This is a genomic window from Salirhabdus salicampi (genome assembly GCF_024259515.1).
GTDB lineage: Bacteria > Bacillota > Bacilli > Bacillales > Alkalibacillaceae > Salirhabdus_A > Salirhabdus_A salicampi.
On sequence record NZ_JANBWE010000001.1, the window covers coordinates 760,621 to 777,275 of the forward strand.

Genomic DNA, 16,655 nt, shown 5'->3' on the forward strand with positions numbered 1-16,655 from the left:
CAGTCTCTCTAATTCGATACTATAAATAGGGGGGAGAAGAATGAAGTATTTAGCCTTTATTGATGATGGGCATGGTATGGATACTCCAGGTAAGCGAACACCGTATATTGAGGAACTAGGACGCTCCATAAAAGAAAATGAATTTAATGCCCCAGTAGCGAAGAAAATTGTAGAAGAACTAAAGCGCCATAATGTTGATGCTTATTTAACCGCACCAGGGGATAAAGACGTTCCATTAAAGCAACGAACTGACTTTGCCAATCAGAAGTATCGGGAATATCAAAGCAAATACGGAAGCAGAAACGTAGTGGCTGTATTTGTTTCCGTTCATTACAATGCCTATGACGGATCCTTTGAGGAACCTAGTCCATCTGGTATTGAGTTATATGTTTACAATGGCTACAAGAATAAGCGGACAGGAGACTTAGCTAAAGCAATTGCAAAATATTTGCGTCAAGGTACCGATCAAAATTATCGGGGAATTAAGGAAGCAAACTTTCACGTTTTACGGGAAACATCGATGCACGCTGTCTTAACGGAAAATGGATTTATGGACAACAAAAGAGAAGCAATGCTCATGATAGATAAAGACTTTCAACACGAAGTGGTAATTGAACACACAAAAGGGATTTTAGAATTTTTTGGCCTCCCATATAAAGCACCGAAACAGGATAGTGGAGACGCATCGGGAAGTATTTATTATCGTGTAGTGACAGGGTCTTTTAAAGATCGAGATAACGCAGAAAAACGAGTTAAAGAACTAAAAAAAGCGGGCTATGACAGTTTTATTACAGACTATCAGTATGAAAATACAGTATATCACCGTGTAGTAACAGGGTCATTTCAGAAGAAGGACAATGCAGAAAAGCGGGTTCAGCAACTAAAACAAGCGGGCTATGACAGTTTCATAGCTGTTTATCGTAAGTAACCTCGGCAAAATGCCGAGGTTTTTTCTGTTATGAAATTGGCGTTAACTACAAACCCTAAAGTTAGAGAGGGTGGGAAAAATGAATGTACAACGTTATGAACTGATTCCTAACGACGATGGATATACAATTAATGTTTACATAGATGAAACAATTTTTCTCCATGAATTTTCCAGTGAATTCGAAAAAATAAGAGAGCCATCAGCAACAAAGCGAATTGTACAATCGATAAAAGAAAAATATAAGCGGCTTAAGATCACGAAAGTTAATATTCTCGTTGGTACAATGCTGTTAACGACGGTTCCGATTGGAGATTCGGAACTGTCAGCTCATAGTGTTGATTTCAATATGTCCTATTTATTTGTTGGTGGAACGACAGATTTTATTCGAAATGTAGATCAAACGAATAACTCATTAAATGTAGTATCTCCAAGTTATTTCGATTTGCATGAAGACGGTTCGCTAAAATTGTCATGGCAAGTAGATCGCACTTTCGTTGACGAAATGCATACACGTGGTATGAAAGTTGTCCCCTTTTTATCGAATCATTGGGACCGATCTATCGGGCGGGCGGCCCTTGAAAATCGTGAACAATTATCTAATGAAATCGCCAATGCTATTGAACAGTACAATTTGGATGGTGTAAACGTTGATATTGAGAATGTTACGGATATTGATCGTGATGCCTATACCGATTTAGTTCGGCTTCTTCGGGAAAAAATTCCTGCACATAAGGAAGTGTCCGTAGCGGTAGCTGCAAATCCTAAAGGATGGGATAAGGGATGGCATGGGTCATATGATTATCATGCATTAAGTAAGTATGCTGATTACTTAATGATTATGGCTTACGATGAAAGCTATCCCGGAAGCCCGGAAGGGCCTGTTGCGAGTTATGCATTTGTTGAAAACTCGATTTTATTTGCCTTAAATGAAGGTGTTTCCCCTGAACAAATTGTACTCGGTGTTCCTTTCTATGGCCGTTATTGGAAGGAAGGGGCAACATCTGGTGGATCGGGAATTTCTAATTATCGAGTACAGCAAATGGTAGATCAATACGAAACAACACTATCTTATGATGAGGGCTACCAATCACCGAAAGCGGTTGTCACGATTAAAGATGAGGACCCACCATTTTCTTTTGCAGGAAGAACATTGGGTCCGGGAACCTATCATATTTGGTATGAAAATGACCGCTCCATTAAAGCAAAGATGGATTTAGTCCACAAATATGAATTAAAAGGAACTGGAAGTTGGAGTCTTGAACAAGCGACTACTTCTATATGGGATCATTATAAAGAGTGGGCTATGACGCATTCGGAAGTAGAAAACGAGGGGCGTAAATATTCGATGACGACGTCCAATGTTAATTTAAGAAGCTATGCTTCGACAAGTGCAGATATTGTGAAAACATTACCGACTGGTACATCAGTCAAAATTACTGGTCAGACAATAACAAATGGAAATTACACTTGGTTACCGGTCATTACATCAACAGGGGATAAAGGGTATGTAGCTAGCGCGTATTTAAGAAGCATTGGTACTACAAACCTTGAAGGAAGTGATCGGTATGAAACAAGTGTGGCCATATCAAAAACAGGATGGGAAACTGGTTCAAAAACCGTGATTCTGGGTAGAGGCGATGTACCCGTTGATGCCCTTGCAGGGAGCGTGTTAGCCAAAAAGTATAATGCCCCTTTATTATTAACGAAAACAAATGGGCTTCCAGTGGTTATTCAAGAGGAATTGAGACGATTAAATCCTGACACAGTTTATCTTCTGGGGGGAAGTGGCGCCATTTCCTCACAAGTAGAAGAAGAATTGAAAAGAAGTGGAATAACTACGAAAAGAATAGCCGGCGGAAATCGGCATGAAACTTCAGTCAAAATTGCAGCGGCGGTGAATGCTAGTCATAACCAAGTTTTTATTACGACTAGCAATGAACATTCCCCGGATGCTTTGTCTATTGCATCTTATGCGGGTATGGAACAAATCCCGATTATATTGACCGATACTAAACAATTATCTTCAGATGCCATTCAATATTTACAGGAAAACGGGATTACTAAGGTTACAATCATTGGGGGAAATGGTGCTGTATCCGCCAATGTTGAATCCCAAGTTAAGCAAATAGGTATTACAGACATTGAGCGGATTGCGGGTTCAAACCGATATGAAACGAGTATTGCGATTGCAAAACGGTATACGTCACAATTTGATAAAAGTGAAGTCTTTTTCGCTAGCGGGATAAGCTTTATCGATGCTCTTCCTGGATCACCTCTAGCCGCTCACGCCAATCGACCGATCGTACTTGTGGATCGTAAAGAGCAATTACCCGAAGTATTGGCCACTTGGTTAGAACAAGACATAACAATAGAACCGAAATTAGTATTTTTAGGTGGAAATGGACCGATTCCAGAACATGTACGACTGAACATTATGATGAAAGCATTAAACAAATAATAGGCATTGAAAATAGGTGATAATGTGAAAAAATATCTATTTGTCGTTGGAATATGTGTCGTAACATTTATAAGTGCATGTCAAAAGAGCGACCAATTCGGAGATTTATCAAAATCAGATGTGTTAAATATTGTAGAAAAAGAAGCTGAAGTAGAACAATGGATACAAGAGCGGGTGCAGGTTGGCAAGAGGGAAGGATATTTACGAACGAGCAGCAGTGATGAGGCCGAAGGTGAAATATTTGAACAAACCATTGTCGAAGAAGGAGAAGATTATGCTGTCTACTATCGTTCCAGTATTGAAGAAGATGCTTCCAGTTCATTAAAAGTTACGGTAAATGGCAATAATGAACAAATCTCCGTTGTTGAAGGTAAGATGGTCAATATTTTATTTGAAGGAGACGTTGACCGTCAATTAATTGAGGAATTGGATGGAACAATTGTAAACGAGGCGGAATCGATTTCGATGGTAACAGCAATTGTGCCAGAAGAAAATATTAGACAATTAGAGCATGAAGAACAAGTGCAAGATGTAGAAGAGGATATGATTGTTAAAATTAAAGAACAACAAATTGATTGGGGAATTACCAGAATTAATGGGCCCTTAGCATGGCGATCAAATTTTACCGGAAAAGGGGTTAAAGTAGCTGTAGTAGATACAGGTATTGCCCCTCATGAAGATTTAGTGATTAGTGGAGGAAAGTCTTTTGTAGGATATACCGATTCCCATGTTGACGATAACGGCCATGGTACTCATGTAGCTGGTATTATCGGTGCGAAGAATAACAACACTGGAATAGTTGGCGTTGCCCCAGATTCGCTATTGTATAGTGTGAAAGTGTTAGACGAAAGTGGGAATGGCTATTTATCCAATTTGGTTTCTGGTATTGATTGGGCAATCACAAATAAAATGGATATTATTAATTTAAGTGTAGGAACGGACTTTGGAGCAAGCTCTTTGAAGGCAGCAGTTGATAAAGCTTACAATAATGGAATCATACTAGTTGCGGCTGCAGGAAATGACGGAGCAGGAAACGGGGATACAGTGGATTATCCGGCTCGATACGATTCAGTTATAGCTGTTAGTGCGACAAATACAGATAATAATATTGCAAGTTTCTCCTCCATTGGGAATACAGTTGAAGTGGCAGCTCCAGGAAGTCGGATATTAAGTACCCATTTAAATAACACCTATCAAACATCTAGTGGAACATCGATGGCTTCACCATTTGTCGCTGGTCATCTGGCACTCATTAAAGAGGCAAATCTAAGTTTAACCGTTCAACAAATGCGCAAAATTGTTCAACAAAATGTTCATGATTTAGGAAGTGGAGGGCGAGATGACCTTTTTGGATATGGGTTGATTCAAACTTCCTATGGCATCAACTTATATGGGACTAATCGCTACGAAACAAGTGTACGAGTTTCTAAATTTGGTTGGCCTGATAGGGCAGATACGATCGTTTTAGGTAGAGGTGATATTCCAGTTGATGCTCTAACAGGCAGTGTGTTAGCAAGGCAGCAAAATGCTCCATTGCTATTAACCAAACGGGATGAACTACCAAGTAGCATTCGTAACGAGATTGCCAGGATCAATCCAAGTACTGTTTATTTGCTAGGGGGAGAAGGAGCCATTTCGGCTTCAATTGCTGATCACTTAAGGGAAAATGGTTATGAAGTAATTCGAGTTGCAGGAACAAGTCGTTATGAAACTTCAGTGCGTATTGCTGAACAGGTGCCTCAAGGTACTTCTGTTATCATCGCTACTGGAAACGCAACATCACCAGACGCACTATCAATTGCTCCGTATGCCGGAATGAATCAAATACCGATTTTATTTTCAAGTCCTAACGGTTTAACGACTGAAGTACTTACATTTATCAATGAACGAAAACCTCTTGAAGCATTCATTATTGGTGGTGAAGGGGCCGTTCCGAGCATCGTTGAAGAGCAACTACGTAATGCTGGTGTATTAACCATTGAACGAATTGCAGGGACGAACCGATACGAAACGAGTTTGGCAATTGCTAATCGTTTTCAAGATGAATATAATAATCAAGATATTTATTTTTCAAGTGGTAAAAGTTTTATTGATGCTCTGCCTGGGTCACCAATTGCTGCAATAAATAATGCACCACTATTGTTAGTAGACCACCAAGTAGGAGCGATGGGGGAGATCAATACATGGGTAAATAATAGAAATGCCAATAGAGCACAATTATCCTTTCTAGGCGGTTACGGTGTGCTCCCGATTGAAGTTCGTGCACTATTACAGAACAAATAAAAAAAGCCCGAAACAGTTTTGTTTCGGGCTTTCTTTATAGTTCATCATGTTCGATTTGACGTAACACTTGAACAAATGGTTCATACGGTTGAGCACCGACTACTCGATATATAATCAGAAAAGATTTTAAATTGAAAGTACATCGAATCCCCCTATGCATTAATCTTTGTTTTGTAAAATGTCATGATCTACATAACGTTCACTATTTAACTCACTAATAATATTGACGGCAACTTTAGCACCGTGTCCAGCCGTAATGATTGTGTGGACACTTTCACCTGCAACAGTTCCAGCAGCCCAAACATTTTTTTTGTTCGTTTTTCCTTGTTGATCGACTTTAATGTTTTTCGCCACTCGCGGTTCTTGTGCATCAACAATCTTTAGACCTAAGCTTTCTCCTAGTGCTACTGATAGGCCTGTAGCTAATAAAATATGTTTTGCTTCGTATTCATGCTTCCCCATTTTCACAATATAGTGATGACCTTCATGGCTGATGGACTCTACTTCATCTGTCTTTAGCTCGGCACCTAATGCTTTCGCTTGTTGCATACCAGTTTCTAATAGTTCAGGACCATCAATCTCTTTAATACCGTAATGATTTTTAATCCATGCTTTTTTAGTTATGCTTTTCCCATGGTCGACGAGTAATGTCTTTTTGCCTGCTTTTGCAAGAAAAATGGCAGCACTTGCTCCTGATGGACCTGCACCAATCACTGCTACATCATAAATCATTTCGTAACACTCCTTTAGAATTATGAATAATGAAAGACATATTAATTGAAAGTAATCGTCATAAACGATAAAGTATATTTCGATAATCGAAATTTTTACTTCCTAGGGGGAAACACGTATGAGTGAAACACCAAGTAACCATGATAATGAAATATATATAGAAAATCCAAAAGGTCTTATTGTTGCCCTTTGCATGGTACTTATGTTTTCCGTTATGAACGGTACTATGTTTAATATTGCAATCCCAGATATCGCAAATGCTTTCGACTTAATGCCCTCTGAAGTTAGTTGGGTTATGACGGGATATATTATGATTTATGCAATTGGTGCTCTAACCTATGGAAAGCTTGCAGATTTTTACCCGTTTAAAACGTTAATTACATTCGGTTTATCAGTGTTTTTCATTGGTTCGTTGTTCGGATTTTTTGCCCAGTCCTATGCGATGGTTTTAGTGGCTCGTGTCATACAAGCGGTGGGTGCGTCTATGTTACCTGCACTTGTTTTTTTAGCGCCCATTCGTTATTTTCCAAAAGAAAGAGGGAAAATACTCGGAATCATATCATCGGTAATGGCGTTTGCATCTGGAATTGGACCAATTATTGGTGGATTAATTGCCGGATCCCTCAGCTGGGAATACTTATTTTTAACATCTTCCCTAATTATTATTTCATTACCGTTTTTACGTAAAAACTTCCCCCATGAAGAGAAAAAAGAGGCAAAGGTAGATTTCATAGGAGCGTTCTTTATTGGTGGGACGGTCTCTACGTTGTTAATAGGCATAACGATGGGAATCGGTACAGCCTTTATCGGTACTGTCCTATTGTTATTTTTATTCCTTTGGCGATCTAAAACAGCGGCAAATCCTTTTGTGCCTCCCCACTTATTTAAAAATCGAAATTATGTCATAACTGTTATAACGAGCTTCTTTAGTATTTTTTGTTTGTTCGGAATGATGTTTACATTACCGATTATGTTACGTGATGTTCATGCTTTAACAACAATGGGGATTGGCCTAGTGATGTTCCCAGGCGCAATGAGCGCGGCGTTAATTGGACAAAAAGGTGGCCGGTTAGTAGACGAAAAAGGGAGTCGTCTTGTTTTAATTGCAACATTAATTTTGTTAAGTGTTGGACTATTGATCATTTCCGTCGTGGCTGGTTTAAGTGTGTTTATTATAAGTGCATGTATGATTCTTGTTATGATGAACTTTCCACTAGTTCAAGCATCTTCAGCAGATTTACTTGCGAACATTTTACCTAAGGAAGAAACAGGGGTTGGGATGGGGGTATTCAATTTAATGAATTTTGTAGCTGGGGCACTAAGTGGTGCTCTTATTGGAAAAGCATTAGATATCCATCGTCCAGAACAATCCATTAATATATTGGCTCAAAGTGGAGCTTCCGCTGCTTATAGCGATATTTTCCTCGTGTTAATGGTTATTATCATCGGCTCTATGCTACTTTTCCGAACCGTTTATACCAAAAATGAAGCAACCGAACCTTAATAGGTTCGGTTTTTTATTGAAATAATAAGGCTTGAAACCGACATGCACGAATGGAAGATTCGTACTAGAAAATTTCGTACTCGGATTAAACTTAAGTAGAGGCGTTACGTCTATATTGAACAAAATTTTCTCTCAATGTAAAAAAACCGAGTCAGATTAGGACTCGGGTTTACTGTTACTCATCAAACTGAAATAGGTCACCAGATAAATAGCGTTCACCGGTATCTGGTGCAATTGCGATAATAACATCACCTGGTGATTTTCGTTTTGCTACCTGAATCGCAGCATAACAAGAAGCACCGGCAGAAGCACCAACTAAGATGCCTTCCTCACGTGCAAGTCTTCTCGTGATGTCATAAGCATCTTCATCTTTTATTTGAAATATTTCGTCATATACTTCCTGATTTAGAATGTCAGGAATAAAGCCAGGGCTTGTACCCACAAGTTTGTGTTTCCCTGGTTTTCCACCAGATAATACTGGTGAACCTGCTGGTTCAGCTACATGTATTGTTAAGTTTGGGAAATGTTTCTTTAACTCTTCTCCTGTCCCTGTTACTGTTCCGCCTGTCCCTGCAGTCGCAACAAATGCGGAGAGGGGTTTGCCGATTTCATCCATCGCTTCAATGATTTCTCGAGCTGTTGTGTGTCGGTGTGCATCTGCGTTTGCTGTGTTTTCGAACTGCATTGGCATAAAGCTGTTCGGAATGTCTTTTATTAACTCTTTCGCTTTTTCAATGGCACCTGGCATCTTCTTGTCTGATGGAGTTAACACAACTTTTGCACCGTAAGCTTTTAATAAGTTAATCCGCTCTTTTGTTGCACTATCAGGCATAACGATGATGGATTTATATCCACGGGCAGCAGCATTCATAGCTAATCCGATCCCAGTATTTCCGCTAGTTGGTTCTACAATCGTGGCGCCTGGTTTTAAGTCACCAGATTTTTCTGCTTCTAATAACATGTTAAAGGCTGCCCTGTCTTTGACACTCCGGCTAGGATTGTACATTTCAAGTTTCAAATAAATATCTGCACCGCCTTCGGGTGCTAACTTTTGTAATTTGACTAGAGGTGTATCACCAATTAATTCTGCGATGTTATGGACAACGCGCATCGTTATCATCCTTCCTTAATGTTCGTAAATCATTTTTCGTGTCATACCCCCGTCAACGACGATATCTTCACCATTGACAAAATCATTTTGCACATCAGTTAAGTATAAACAAGATTTTCCGATATCGCTAGGTTTTCCAACCCGTCTAGACGGATGTTGCTCATGATCTATATCCCGTAATTTATCATATTGATTCGTTTCTATCCACCCAGGGCTAATAGAGTTTACTCGTATGTAATATGGAGATAAGGACATGGCCAAGCTATGTGTAAGGGCGACAATGCCTCCTTTGGTCGCAGCATAAGCTTCTGAATCTTTTTCAGACATATAGGCTCTCGTTGATGCAATATTGACAATTCTGCCTTTTATCTGCAGATCCTTCCAAATGTGAGCCATTTTTTGAGACCATAAAAATACACTACGTAAATTTGTGTTTATCACATTATCCCATTGTTCAACGGTGACATCGAATAGGTTTTGAAAGGCACTGATGCCGGCATTATTGATTAAGATAGTAGGGACGTCAACCTCTCCTAAGATGGAGTGTACTGTCGCCTCAATATCGTTTGGATTACGAATATCACATTCGTAAAAAAATATCCGATCATGAACTGTACGCAATTCATTCGCCACTTTCATCCCATTCTGTTTATCAATATCGATTAAAATAACAGTGGCTTGCTTATTTGCATATGTATAGGCAAGGCCTTTACCGATTCCGTTTGCACCACCTGTAATGATGACTGTGTCATTTTCGAAACTCAATGAATACACTCCCCGCATTTATAATTACGTATCATTATCATACCCAACTCATAAGGTAGAGACAAATGAAGGACCTTGTCTAAGACGAAGTGACTGTGATATATTATTTTGAAAAACTATTGGAGGGATTCCATTGCGGAAGGTTACGTTATTAAACATTTTTGAACATCGCATAACCCAAAAATACTTACGACGATCTGGAATTAATCATGCTGTGTCCACTGCATATCACGCCTTCCGCCTTGCGGTTGAGAATAGGGTGGAAGTAGATATGGCAACAAAAGCCGCTTTTTTACATGATATTGGTCATTATGAGTGGTACCGTGATGGGAAATGGGATTATGATGAATATCGTAAACACGACATTCATGCTATAAAGGGGGCCGAAAGAGCTCATAAGCTTTTAATTCGATTAGGGGAAAACCGAAAAGTAGCAAAAGAAATTTCTTTGGCCGTCCTACTCCATACGGATTCATATTTACCGTTTTCGGTAGAATCGTCCCGTACCCCCCTTCAAGAAGTTGTTGCTAAGGCAGATGAAATGGACGAACAGCCTGGGGGACAGCACCATTATAAGCAAATGGATATTGAAGATGCGAAACATCATATAAAACGGTTGGATGATAAAATTGAACAATACTTAGAAGAAAACGAACGTGTAACAGGGTAAAATGATCATTCATTCTTTTGTTTTTTTCAAGAGAATGAATTTTTTTATCATGTTTTTTTGAATGGAAGGAAATTACGTTTTATAATGGGGATAAGTAAATGGAGGATGATACGATGAAAACCTTTAAACTTGTCTCAATGGACTTGTTAGAAAAAATGGGGGACGAATTACATGTACGGCCAATTGAATTGCTTGACGGTTTAATTATTAACCGTGAAGATGATGGGAACCAGTGGTTGGTAGAAGCGTACATGGACAAAAAATATTTTCGTATTTTTCGGGATTGCCAGGAAGACGATCGTGAAATCCTAATGCAAGTGAAAATTACGAAAAAGACAAACCCTCCAGCAACGGTCTTAACAAGGGTAGTGTCTCTTAACGATATTGGTGAACATATGAATGTCTTGTGTATTGGCAAATTAGTCGACAGAAAACAGGAACAAGTTGAACAAATGTTACAAGAGTTAATCGAAGAAGGTTATCAAGGTGAAGAATTATTGGAAATGTTTAAAAAACGTAACAAAAAAGCACAAGGAACGTCATCCTAATAATTCCCGCCATAAAGGCGGGTTCATATTTCGGGAGGAAATTCCAATAATATACAGAAATAGATAAATTATTGTATACACTATAGAAGAAGTTATGAATAATAGCAGGATTTTTGATATTAAGGGAGAAAAAGATTATGTATAAACAGGCACGGCTATCAAGTTGGCTTCAACAACGAACACCTTTTCAAACAATCGCACTGTTCTATGCAGGGGCAGTAACATTAGCGGTTTTGTTATTGAGTTTACCGATAGGGCATCGACCCGACGCCGAGTTTACGATGTTAGATATTATATTTACGTCGGTTAGTGCAGTAAGTGTAACCGGTCTATCAACCATTTCGATTGTTGATACGTTTAATGAAATTGGGGTATTCTTTTTAGCATTTGTCCTGCAATTCGGTGGAATTGGTATTATGACCTTAGGGACGTTTATATGGCTATTAATTGGAAAGAAAATTGGGTTAAAAGAACGTCAGCTTATTATGGCAGACCAAAACCAAACATCATTCCAAGGCGTTGTGAAATTAATTAAAGGAATTCTTTCTTTAGTTTTACTAATTGAATTATTAGGGTTTCTCATTTTAAGTACGTACTTTTTACGCTATTTTCCTACTTGGCAGGAAGCTTTTTACCAAGGGTTCTTCGCATCTGTAAGTGCGACGACAAATGCAGGATTTGACATTACTGGTCAATCATTAATCCCATTTAGCAATGATTATTTTGTTCAATTTATTCACATTCTTTTGATTATTTTAGGAGCTATTGGCTTTCCTGTTTTAATTGAAGTGAAACAATACCTATTCTCATCTGTAGAAGATCGGAAATTTATGCGTTTCTCTTTATTTACGAAAGTAACCACTTTTACATATTTCGTTCTCGTAATTGTTGGCTTTGTTTTACTACTCGTTATGGAGTGGAATCATTTTTATGCTGATAAAACATGGCATGAAAAAGTTTTTTATAGCCTTTTTCAGTCGACAACCTCCAGAAGTGGAGGATTATCGACAATGGATGTAAGTCTTTATACGGAGCAATCACAACTCGTTCTCACGGCATTAATGTTTATTGGAGGGTCACCTAGTAGTGTAGGTGGAGGAATTCGTACAACAACCTTCGCGTTAGTAATTATTTTTATATTGACCTTCGCCAGAGGGAGTCAAAATGTTTCCGTGTTTAGAAGGGAAATTCATCATGAAGATTTATTTAGGGCGGTTGTAGTAACGTTAATGGCGATTATCACGTATTTCATTGCTGTCGTGTTACTATCAATTGTCGAAGAATTTTCTCTTATTTCTATTATGTTTGAGGTTGCATCAGCCTTTGGAACTTGTGGACTTTCCATGGGTATTACACCAGAGTTAACGACATTATCAAAGATAATTTTAATGATGTTAATGTTTATCGGACGAATTGGAATTTTAACCTTTTTGTTTACATTTAAGAACGAGAGGACAAAGGGTACCTATCACTATCCGAAAGAAAAAATCATTATCGGTTAAACTCGCAACCGCCTAGGGGGATAAAATATGGCTCATGATGCAAGTGAATCAAGCAATCATCTTCCAGTACCAAAATGGTTTCTAGACGAAATAACAGACCCAATTTTGTTCATAAATTTGCATGGTACGGTTGTTTATGCGAATGATCAGGCTTGTTACTTGCTAAATATTAAGTCAGATGGAACAGATACAATTGCACATTTAATTGATATGAAAGCGGTCGAAAAGAGAGAGAGCACTAGTTTTTTTATGAATAAACAACATGACAAAAATGCACTGTTACAAGTGAAAAGTATTAAAGCAGGTCATCTGTATTGCTTATTTTTGCAGCCTTTAAATGAAGAAAAAGATCATTTGTACCGCACGTTAAATCAACTTATGAGTGATACTGATGAAGGCATGGTAATTCATGATAACGGCCAAATTATTGATTGTGATCGTTCTTTTGCCAACATGTTCGGATATAGCCGTGAGCTTTTAGTAAAAAAGCAAATACATGATATTATTCATTCAAAGCATTATATTGAATTGAACCCGGATCAACATGAGAATCGTCCATATATTGGGAAAGGGAGAAAGTGTAATGGAGAAACCATCTACTTAGAAATTTCTCCTCAACCGTTCCCGTTTGAGGATAAGATGCTGTCGATTATTGTGGTACGGGATGTAACAGAGCGTATCATTAACGAACAACATATTGAATTTATGGCTTATTATGATGAATTAACCGATTTACCGAATCGAAACTTCTTTCATAAAACATTGTCAGAAGCGATGTCAGAATGTAAAGAAGAGCATGGTAAATTAGCCGTTCATTTTATGGATATTGATTATTTTAAACAAATTAATGATACACTAGGTTATCAATTTGGTGATCAACTACTTAAAGCATGTGCAAACCGACTAAAAGGGCTGCTTGATAGCAACAACTTTATTGCGAGGATGAGTGGAGACGAATTTCTTATATTGCAACGTAATATTACTACGGAAGAAGATGCAGAGCACTTTGCGGAAAACATAATTGCAGCTTTCCAAGAGCCAATTCGGGTAGAAGGGTTTGAACTTTACACATCCGTTAGTATCGGAATTAGTTTGTTTCCTGAAAACGGGTCAACGCCAAATGATTTAATTAAACATGCCGATTCGGCTATGTATGTAATTAAAGAAAAACAACGCAATCATTATAAATTGTTTGAGTCTTCCATTACCGAAAACTTTAAAGAAATGTTAACAATTGAAAATGAATTGCACAAAGCCATTAAGGAAAAGCAATTTTCCCTTCATTACCAACCTCAAATCGATATAAAACAAAAAAAGTTAATCGGTTTTGAAGCGTTGTTAAGGTGGAATCATCCGAAAAAAGGAAACATTTCACCAAATATATTTATCCCATTAGCCGAAAAGACAGGTTTGATCAAGGAACTTGGTGAATGGGTGGTTGAAGAAGCATGCAGACAGAATAAAAAATGGCAAGATAAAGGTTATCCACCGGTGAAAGTTAGTGTGAATATGTCTGTGAAGCAATTTCTCCAAAAAAACCTGGTGGAGAAGGTTGGAAATATCTTAGAAAAAACAAATTTAGAACCAAAGTATTTAGAAATGGAAATTACGGAAAGTATGGCGATGGCCAATGAGGAATATATTTTGGAGACGCTAAGCGGTTTACATAAACTGGGCATTCAAGTTTCCATTGATGACTTTGGAACAGGGTACTCATCGTTGAAATATATAAGTCAGTTTCCACTATGTAAATTAAAAATTGATCAATTATTTATTCGTGAAGGACGGGGACAAAATGAAGCAATCGTTAAGTGGATTATCAATATGTCTCACTCTTTAAATATGAAAGTTGTTGCTGAAGGTGTAGAAACAAAAGAACAGTTAGAGTTTTTAAAAAACGAAAAGTGCGATGAAATGCAAGGATTTTATTTTAGTAAACCTGTCTGTGCTACGAAAGCAGAATCCTTTTTTTCGAGAAAATATGCCATATAAGCAAAAAAACGCCTCTTGCCGCAAAAAGCAAGGGGCGTTTTTTTATTATTGGAGGCTGTATACGATAGCGGGAATATTAGTTGTAATAAGCTGCACCAACAATAATCAACAGGATAAACAATACGACAATTAAGGCAAATCCGTTTCCATAACCGCCGTATCCATAACCGTAACCACAAGCATTGTATCCACCATAACTTCCGAAGTGCATTATTTATTCACCTCCGTAGGGATTTTACACTCATATCCTATGGCATTTTCTCCATATGTGTATGGACGTATACCCAGATTATCGAAAAAAGTTATGTTGTTATTCGTGATTATTGGCATAATTTTCTTATTCTATAGTAAGTGCACATTCTATTTTTTATAAAACACATATGGTGGAGTAGAAAGTAGAAAGGAGGGTAACAGAATGAGTGGTCCTAATGGTGGTACAGGAAATGGTGGTTTCTTAAGCCCTGAAGCTTTAGCGGAAGCGATTGCAGTCGCAATCCAAAGAGTAAGACAAAAACAAAATCAAGAAAACTTCCAAATAACTGATCCAGACCAAAAAATGAAAGTAGAAATGAAAAACGGAAACGCATATCTAGAAAACAGTGGAAACGCTAAAGTTGAAACAGAATTTGAATCCGAAATTGCAAATGCGCTTGCTGGTGTCTTAGCTGACGCAAATGCAAATACAGGTCGTCAATCTTAATCTCATTAGGGGGAACGTGAATACACGTTTCCCTATTATATACATACGTAAGTATGAAAGGAGGGTGAAGAAGTGAAAGAAGATCAAATAAAGGCATATATTGACCAACTAATTGAAGATAGAGTGAGAGAATATGTAGATCAAATGCTAGGTCCGATTACGAACGATTTACGGAATGAAAACGGAAATTCAACAGTGAAGCAGAGTGGAAATGGTATTGTCTATGTTGATAATACAGGAATTGCGTATGCCCTCGTTCTTTTCTTTCAATATATGATCGGTGATAAAATGAAAACAAACTTGGATGCAGAAACGTTAATGACAAGGTTAGAAAAACAAATGGAAGACAATCGAAATATGTTTGAAGGGTTGATAAAATCCCTCCAAAACGGGGAAAAGGAAGATTGATGAAATTTTTTATATCATAATGAAAAAAAGCGCATGGGAAACCAAGCGCTTTTACGTTGACATATAACTATTGCCGCTATTAACTATACTTGCATTCCCGTTTTGACTTCGTAACTTGTTTATTCTCTTTGAAAATTTTCCTTTTTGCTCATGGATGTTACTTGATTTCGTTAATACAGGTTGGGATGGAGTTCCTACTTTGTGAGAAGTTGCATTTGATTCAGTCGGTTTGCTATCTACTCGAACAGGTGCTTTTGATTCATTGGGAGAGCATTCTTTGTGTTTAGATGTTTTTGGTTCCATAGGAGGACTTTCCTTTTGAGGGGAAGGTACGTTGGAGGATTTTTCTTTAGCTATATTCTTCGGTTTCATATCCCTAGCTGAACTATATCGTTTTGTAGTTATCGCCTTTACATCCTGAACGTGGAAACATATTTTTTCCATAATTCGTGTGTCCTTTTAGGATAGTCTCTCCCAATTGCCATAACTTTTTACAATAAATCTGCTCTCCGTTTTGAAGAGTAACATAAACACGTCTTCTTGGCTTTTTCAGTAGACGTGATTCTTTGTGTTTCCACACGGCAATCCCTCCTTTCTATTAATGTTCAAGGACACGAAAAGATTCAGCTACTTTTTTCGCGAATGTAATGGGATCATCGTCAGTAGATTGGAAATGTAAATACATTGCGCGAGGCTCTTCAAACAACCAATGGTTGTGTAATGCTGTAACGGTAATGTCTCTTCTTTTTAATTCCCGTAAAAGTGGGTTCACTTCACGCTGTAATACTACCGTTTCACCTAAGTTTAAAAATGTGCGTCCTTTTCGTTCGAACGAGAATAGTTGTGGAACAACGAGTGGAGAACGAGTTGGAATCCCCTCAATTGTAAAACGTAAATTACGTGAACGTTCTACTACACACACTCCATTTTCCGTTACACTACCTTGACCGTCTAATATTCTAGCAAAACGGCGACATAAACGTTTCATATCATTCCATTCCACTATAGAATTCCCTCCTTTTCTATTTACAATAGTTTATGATTCTATTTGATA

General features: G+C 38.0%; 15 protein-coding genes and 1 pseudogene. 10 read left to right on the forward strand and 6 right to left on the reverse strand.

The features are described from left to right. Positions 1-40 precede the first annotated feature (40 nt). The 3 genes from NLW78_RS03960 (at position 41) to NLW78_RS03970 (ending at position 5,669) form a co-directional block, all read left to right on the forward strand. Positions 41-928, forward strand: a complete 888-nt coding sequence (locus NLW78_RS03960) for an N-acetylmuramoyl-L-alanine amidase (RefSeq protein WP_254495688.1) — start codon at positions 41-43, stop codon at positions 926-928. 79 nt (positions 929-1,007) lie between these two features. After that, entirely contained in the window at positions 1,008-3,386 is a 2,379-nt protein-coding gene (locus NLW78_RS03965; RefSeq protein ID WP_254495689.1) for a cell wall-binding repeat-containing protein, read from the forward strand. Between the two features lie 24 nt (positions 3,387-3,410). Beyond that, positions 3,411-5,669, forward strand: coding sequence for a S8 family serine peptidase (locus NLW78_RS03970; RefSeq protein ID WP_254495690.1), 2,259 nt, complete (start codon positions 3,411-3,413; stop codon positions 5,667-5,669). Between the two features lie 159 nt (positions 5,670-5,828). On the opposite strand, the gene NLW78_RS03975 is transcribed toward NLW78_RS03970, so the two are convergent. Continuing rightward, a complete protein-coding gene (locus tag NLW78_RS03975) occupies positions 5,829-6,398 on the reverse strand; it encodes an NAD(P)/FAD-dependent oxidoreductase (protein ID WP_254496087.1) in 570 nt (189 codons plus the stop codon). Positions 6,399-6,519: 121 nt separating this feature from the next. Between NLW78_RS03975 and NLW78_RS03980 the strand changes: the two genes are divergently transcribed. Next, entirely contained in the window at positions 6,520-7,905 is a 1,386-nt protein-coding gene (locus NLW78_RS03980; protein ID WP_254495691.1) for an MFS transporter, read from the forward strand. A gap of 175 nt (positions 7,906-8,080) precedes the next feature. Here NLW78_RS03980 and cysK read toward each other — a convergent pair whose 3' ends face one another. Both cysK and NLW78_RS03990 read right to left on the reverse strand, forming a co-directional pair. Continuing rightward, positions 8,081-9,016, reverse strand: coding sequence for a cysteine synthase A (cysK, locus tag NLW78_RS03985; RefSeq protein WP_254495692.1), 936 nt, complete (start codon positions 9,014-9,016; stop codon positions 8,081-8,083). 15 nt (positions 9,017-9,031) lie between these two features. Then, a complete protein-coding gene (locus NLW78_RS03990; protein ID WP_254495693.1) occupies positions 9,032-9,781 on the reverse strand; it encodes an SDR family NAD(P)-dependent oxidoreductase in 750 nt (249 codons plus the stop codon). A gap of 133 nt (positions 9,782-9,914) precedes the next feature. Between NLW78_RS03990 and NLW78_RS03995 the strand changes: the two genes are divergently transcribed. The 4 genes from NLW78_RS03995 to NLW78_RS04010 all read left to right on the forward strand — a co-directional run bounded on the left by NLW78_RS03995 (position 9,915) and on the right by NLW78_RS04010 (position 14,493). Continuing rightward, positions 9,915-10,451 carry an HD domain-containing protein gene (locus tag NLW78_RS03995; protein ID WP_254495694.1) on the forward strand — a complete coding sequence of 179 codons (537 nt, stop codon included), beginning with the start codon at positions 9,915-9,917 and terminating at the stop codon, positions 10,449-10,451. Positions 10,452-10,564: 113 nt separating this feature from the next. Beyond that, a complete protein-coding gene (locus NLW78_RS04000) occupies positions 10,565-10,999 on the forward strand; it encodes a YwpF-like family protein (protein WP_254495695.1) in 435 nt (144 codons plus the stop codon). A gap of 137 nt (positions 11,000-11,136) precedes the next feature. Continuing rightward, positions 11,137-12,501, forward strand: a complete 1,365-nt coding sequence (locus NLW78_RS04005; RefSeq protein ID WP_254495696.1) for a TrkH family potassium uptake protein — start codon at positions 11,137-11,139, stop codon at positions 12,499-12,501. A gap of 27 nt (positions 12,502-12,528) precedes the next feature. Then, positions 12,529-14,493: a sensor domain-containing protein gene (locus tag NLW78_RS04010; protein ID WP_254495697.1), complete on the forward strand. Its 1,965-nt coding sequence runs from the start codon at positions 12,529-12,531 to the stop codon at positions 14,491-14,493. Between the two features lie 76 nt (positions 14,494-14,569). On the opposite strand, the pseudogene NLW78_RS04015 reads toward NLW78_RS04010, so the two are convergent. Beyond that, positions 14,570-14,650: pseudogene (locus tag NLW78_RS04015) on the reverse strand (YjcZ family sporulation protein); the annotation flags it as partial. Positions 14,651-14,908: 258 nt separating this feature from the next. On the opposite strand from NLW78_RS04015, the gene NLW78_RS04020 reads away from it, so the two are divergent. Further along, positions 14,909-15,193 (forward strand): hypothetical protein, encoded by a 285-nt coding sequence (locus tag NLW78_RS04020; RefSeq protein ID WP_254495698.1) that lies wholly within the window; start codon positions 14,909-14,911, stop codon positions 15,191-15,193. A 72-nt stretch (positions 15,194-15,265) separates the two neighbouring features. Next, the gene (locus NLW78_RS04025; protein ID WP_254495699.1) at positions 15,266-15,601 is read left to right on the forward strand and encodes a hypothetical protein; all 336 of its coding nucleotides are present in this window, start codon (positions 15,266-15,268) and stop codon (positions 15,599-15,601) included. A gap of 51 nt (positions 15,602-15,652) precedes the next feature. Here NLW78_RS04025 and NLW78_RS04030 read toward each other — a convergent pair whose 3' ends face one another. Together NLW78_RS04030 and NLW78_RS04035 are read right to left on the reverse strand one after the other, a co-directional pair. Then, on the reverse strand, positions 15,653-16,045 hold the full coding sequence (locus tag NLW78_RS04030; RefSeq protein WP_254495700.1) for a hypothetical protein: 393 nt from the start codon (positions 16,043-16,045) through the stop codon (positions 15,653-15,655). Between the two features lie 154 nt (positions 16,046-16,199). Further along, positions 16,200-16,589 carry a DUF1259 domain-containing protein gene (locus tag NLW78_RS04035; protein WP_302328454.1) on the reverse strand — a complete coding sequence of 130 codons (390 nt, stop codon included), beginning with the start codon at positions 16,587-16,589 and terminating at the stop codon, positions 16,200-16,202. Between the last annotated feature and the right edge of the window lie 66 nt (positions 16,590-16,655).

What these genes read in the sequence shown, in the direction of transcription:
- NLW78_RS03960 (WP_254495688.1), top strand. Translation starts at nt 41, where the DNA reads ATGAAGTATTTAGCCTTTATTGATGATGGGCATGGTATGGATACTCCA.
- NLW78_RS03965 (WP_254495689.1), top strand. Translation starts at nt 1,008, where the DNA reads ATGAATGTACAACGTTATGAACTGATTCCTAACGACGATGGATATACA.
- NLW78_RS03980 (WP_254495691.1), top strand. Translation starts at nt 6,520, where the DNA reads ATGAGTGAAACACCAAGTAACCATGATAATGAAATATATATAGAAAAT.
- cysK (WP_254495692.1), bottom strand. Translation starts at nt 9,016, where the DNA reads ATGCGCGTTGTCCATAACATCGCAGAATTAATTGGTGATACACCTCTA.
- NLW78_RS04000 (WP_254495695.1), top strand. Translation starts at nt 10,565, where the DNA reads ATGAAAACCTTTAAACTTGTCTCAATGGACTTGTTAGAAAAAATGGGG.
- NLW78_RS04005 (WP_254495696.1), top strand. Translation starts at nt 11,137, where the DNA reads ATGTATAAACAGGCACGGCTATCAAGTTGGCTTCAACAACGAACACCT.
- NLW78_RS04010 (WP_254495697.1), top strand. Translation starts at nt 12,529, where the DNA reads ATGGCTCATGATGCAAGTGAATCAAGCAATCATCTTCCAGTACCAAAA.
- NLW78_RS04020 (WP_254495698.1), top strand. Translation starts at nt 14,909, where the DNA reads ATGAGTGGTCCTAATGGTGGTACAGGAAATGGTGGTTTCTTAAGCCCT.
- NLW78_RS04030 (WP_254495700.1), bottom strand. Translation starts at nt 16,045, where the DNA reads ATGGAAAAAATATGTTTCCACGTTCAGGATGTAAAGGCGATAACTACA.
- NLW78_RS04035 (WP_302328454.1), bottom strand. Translation starts at nt 16,589, where the DNA reads ATGAAACGTTTATGTCGCCGTTTTGCTAGAATATTAGACGGTCAAGGT.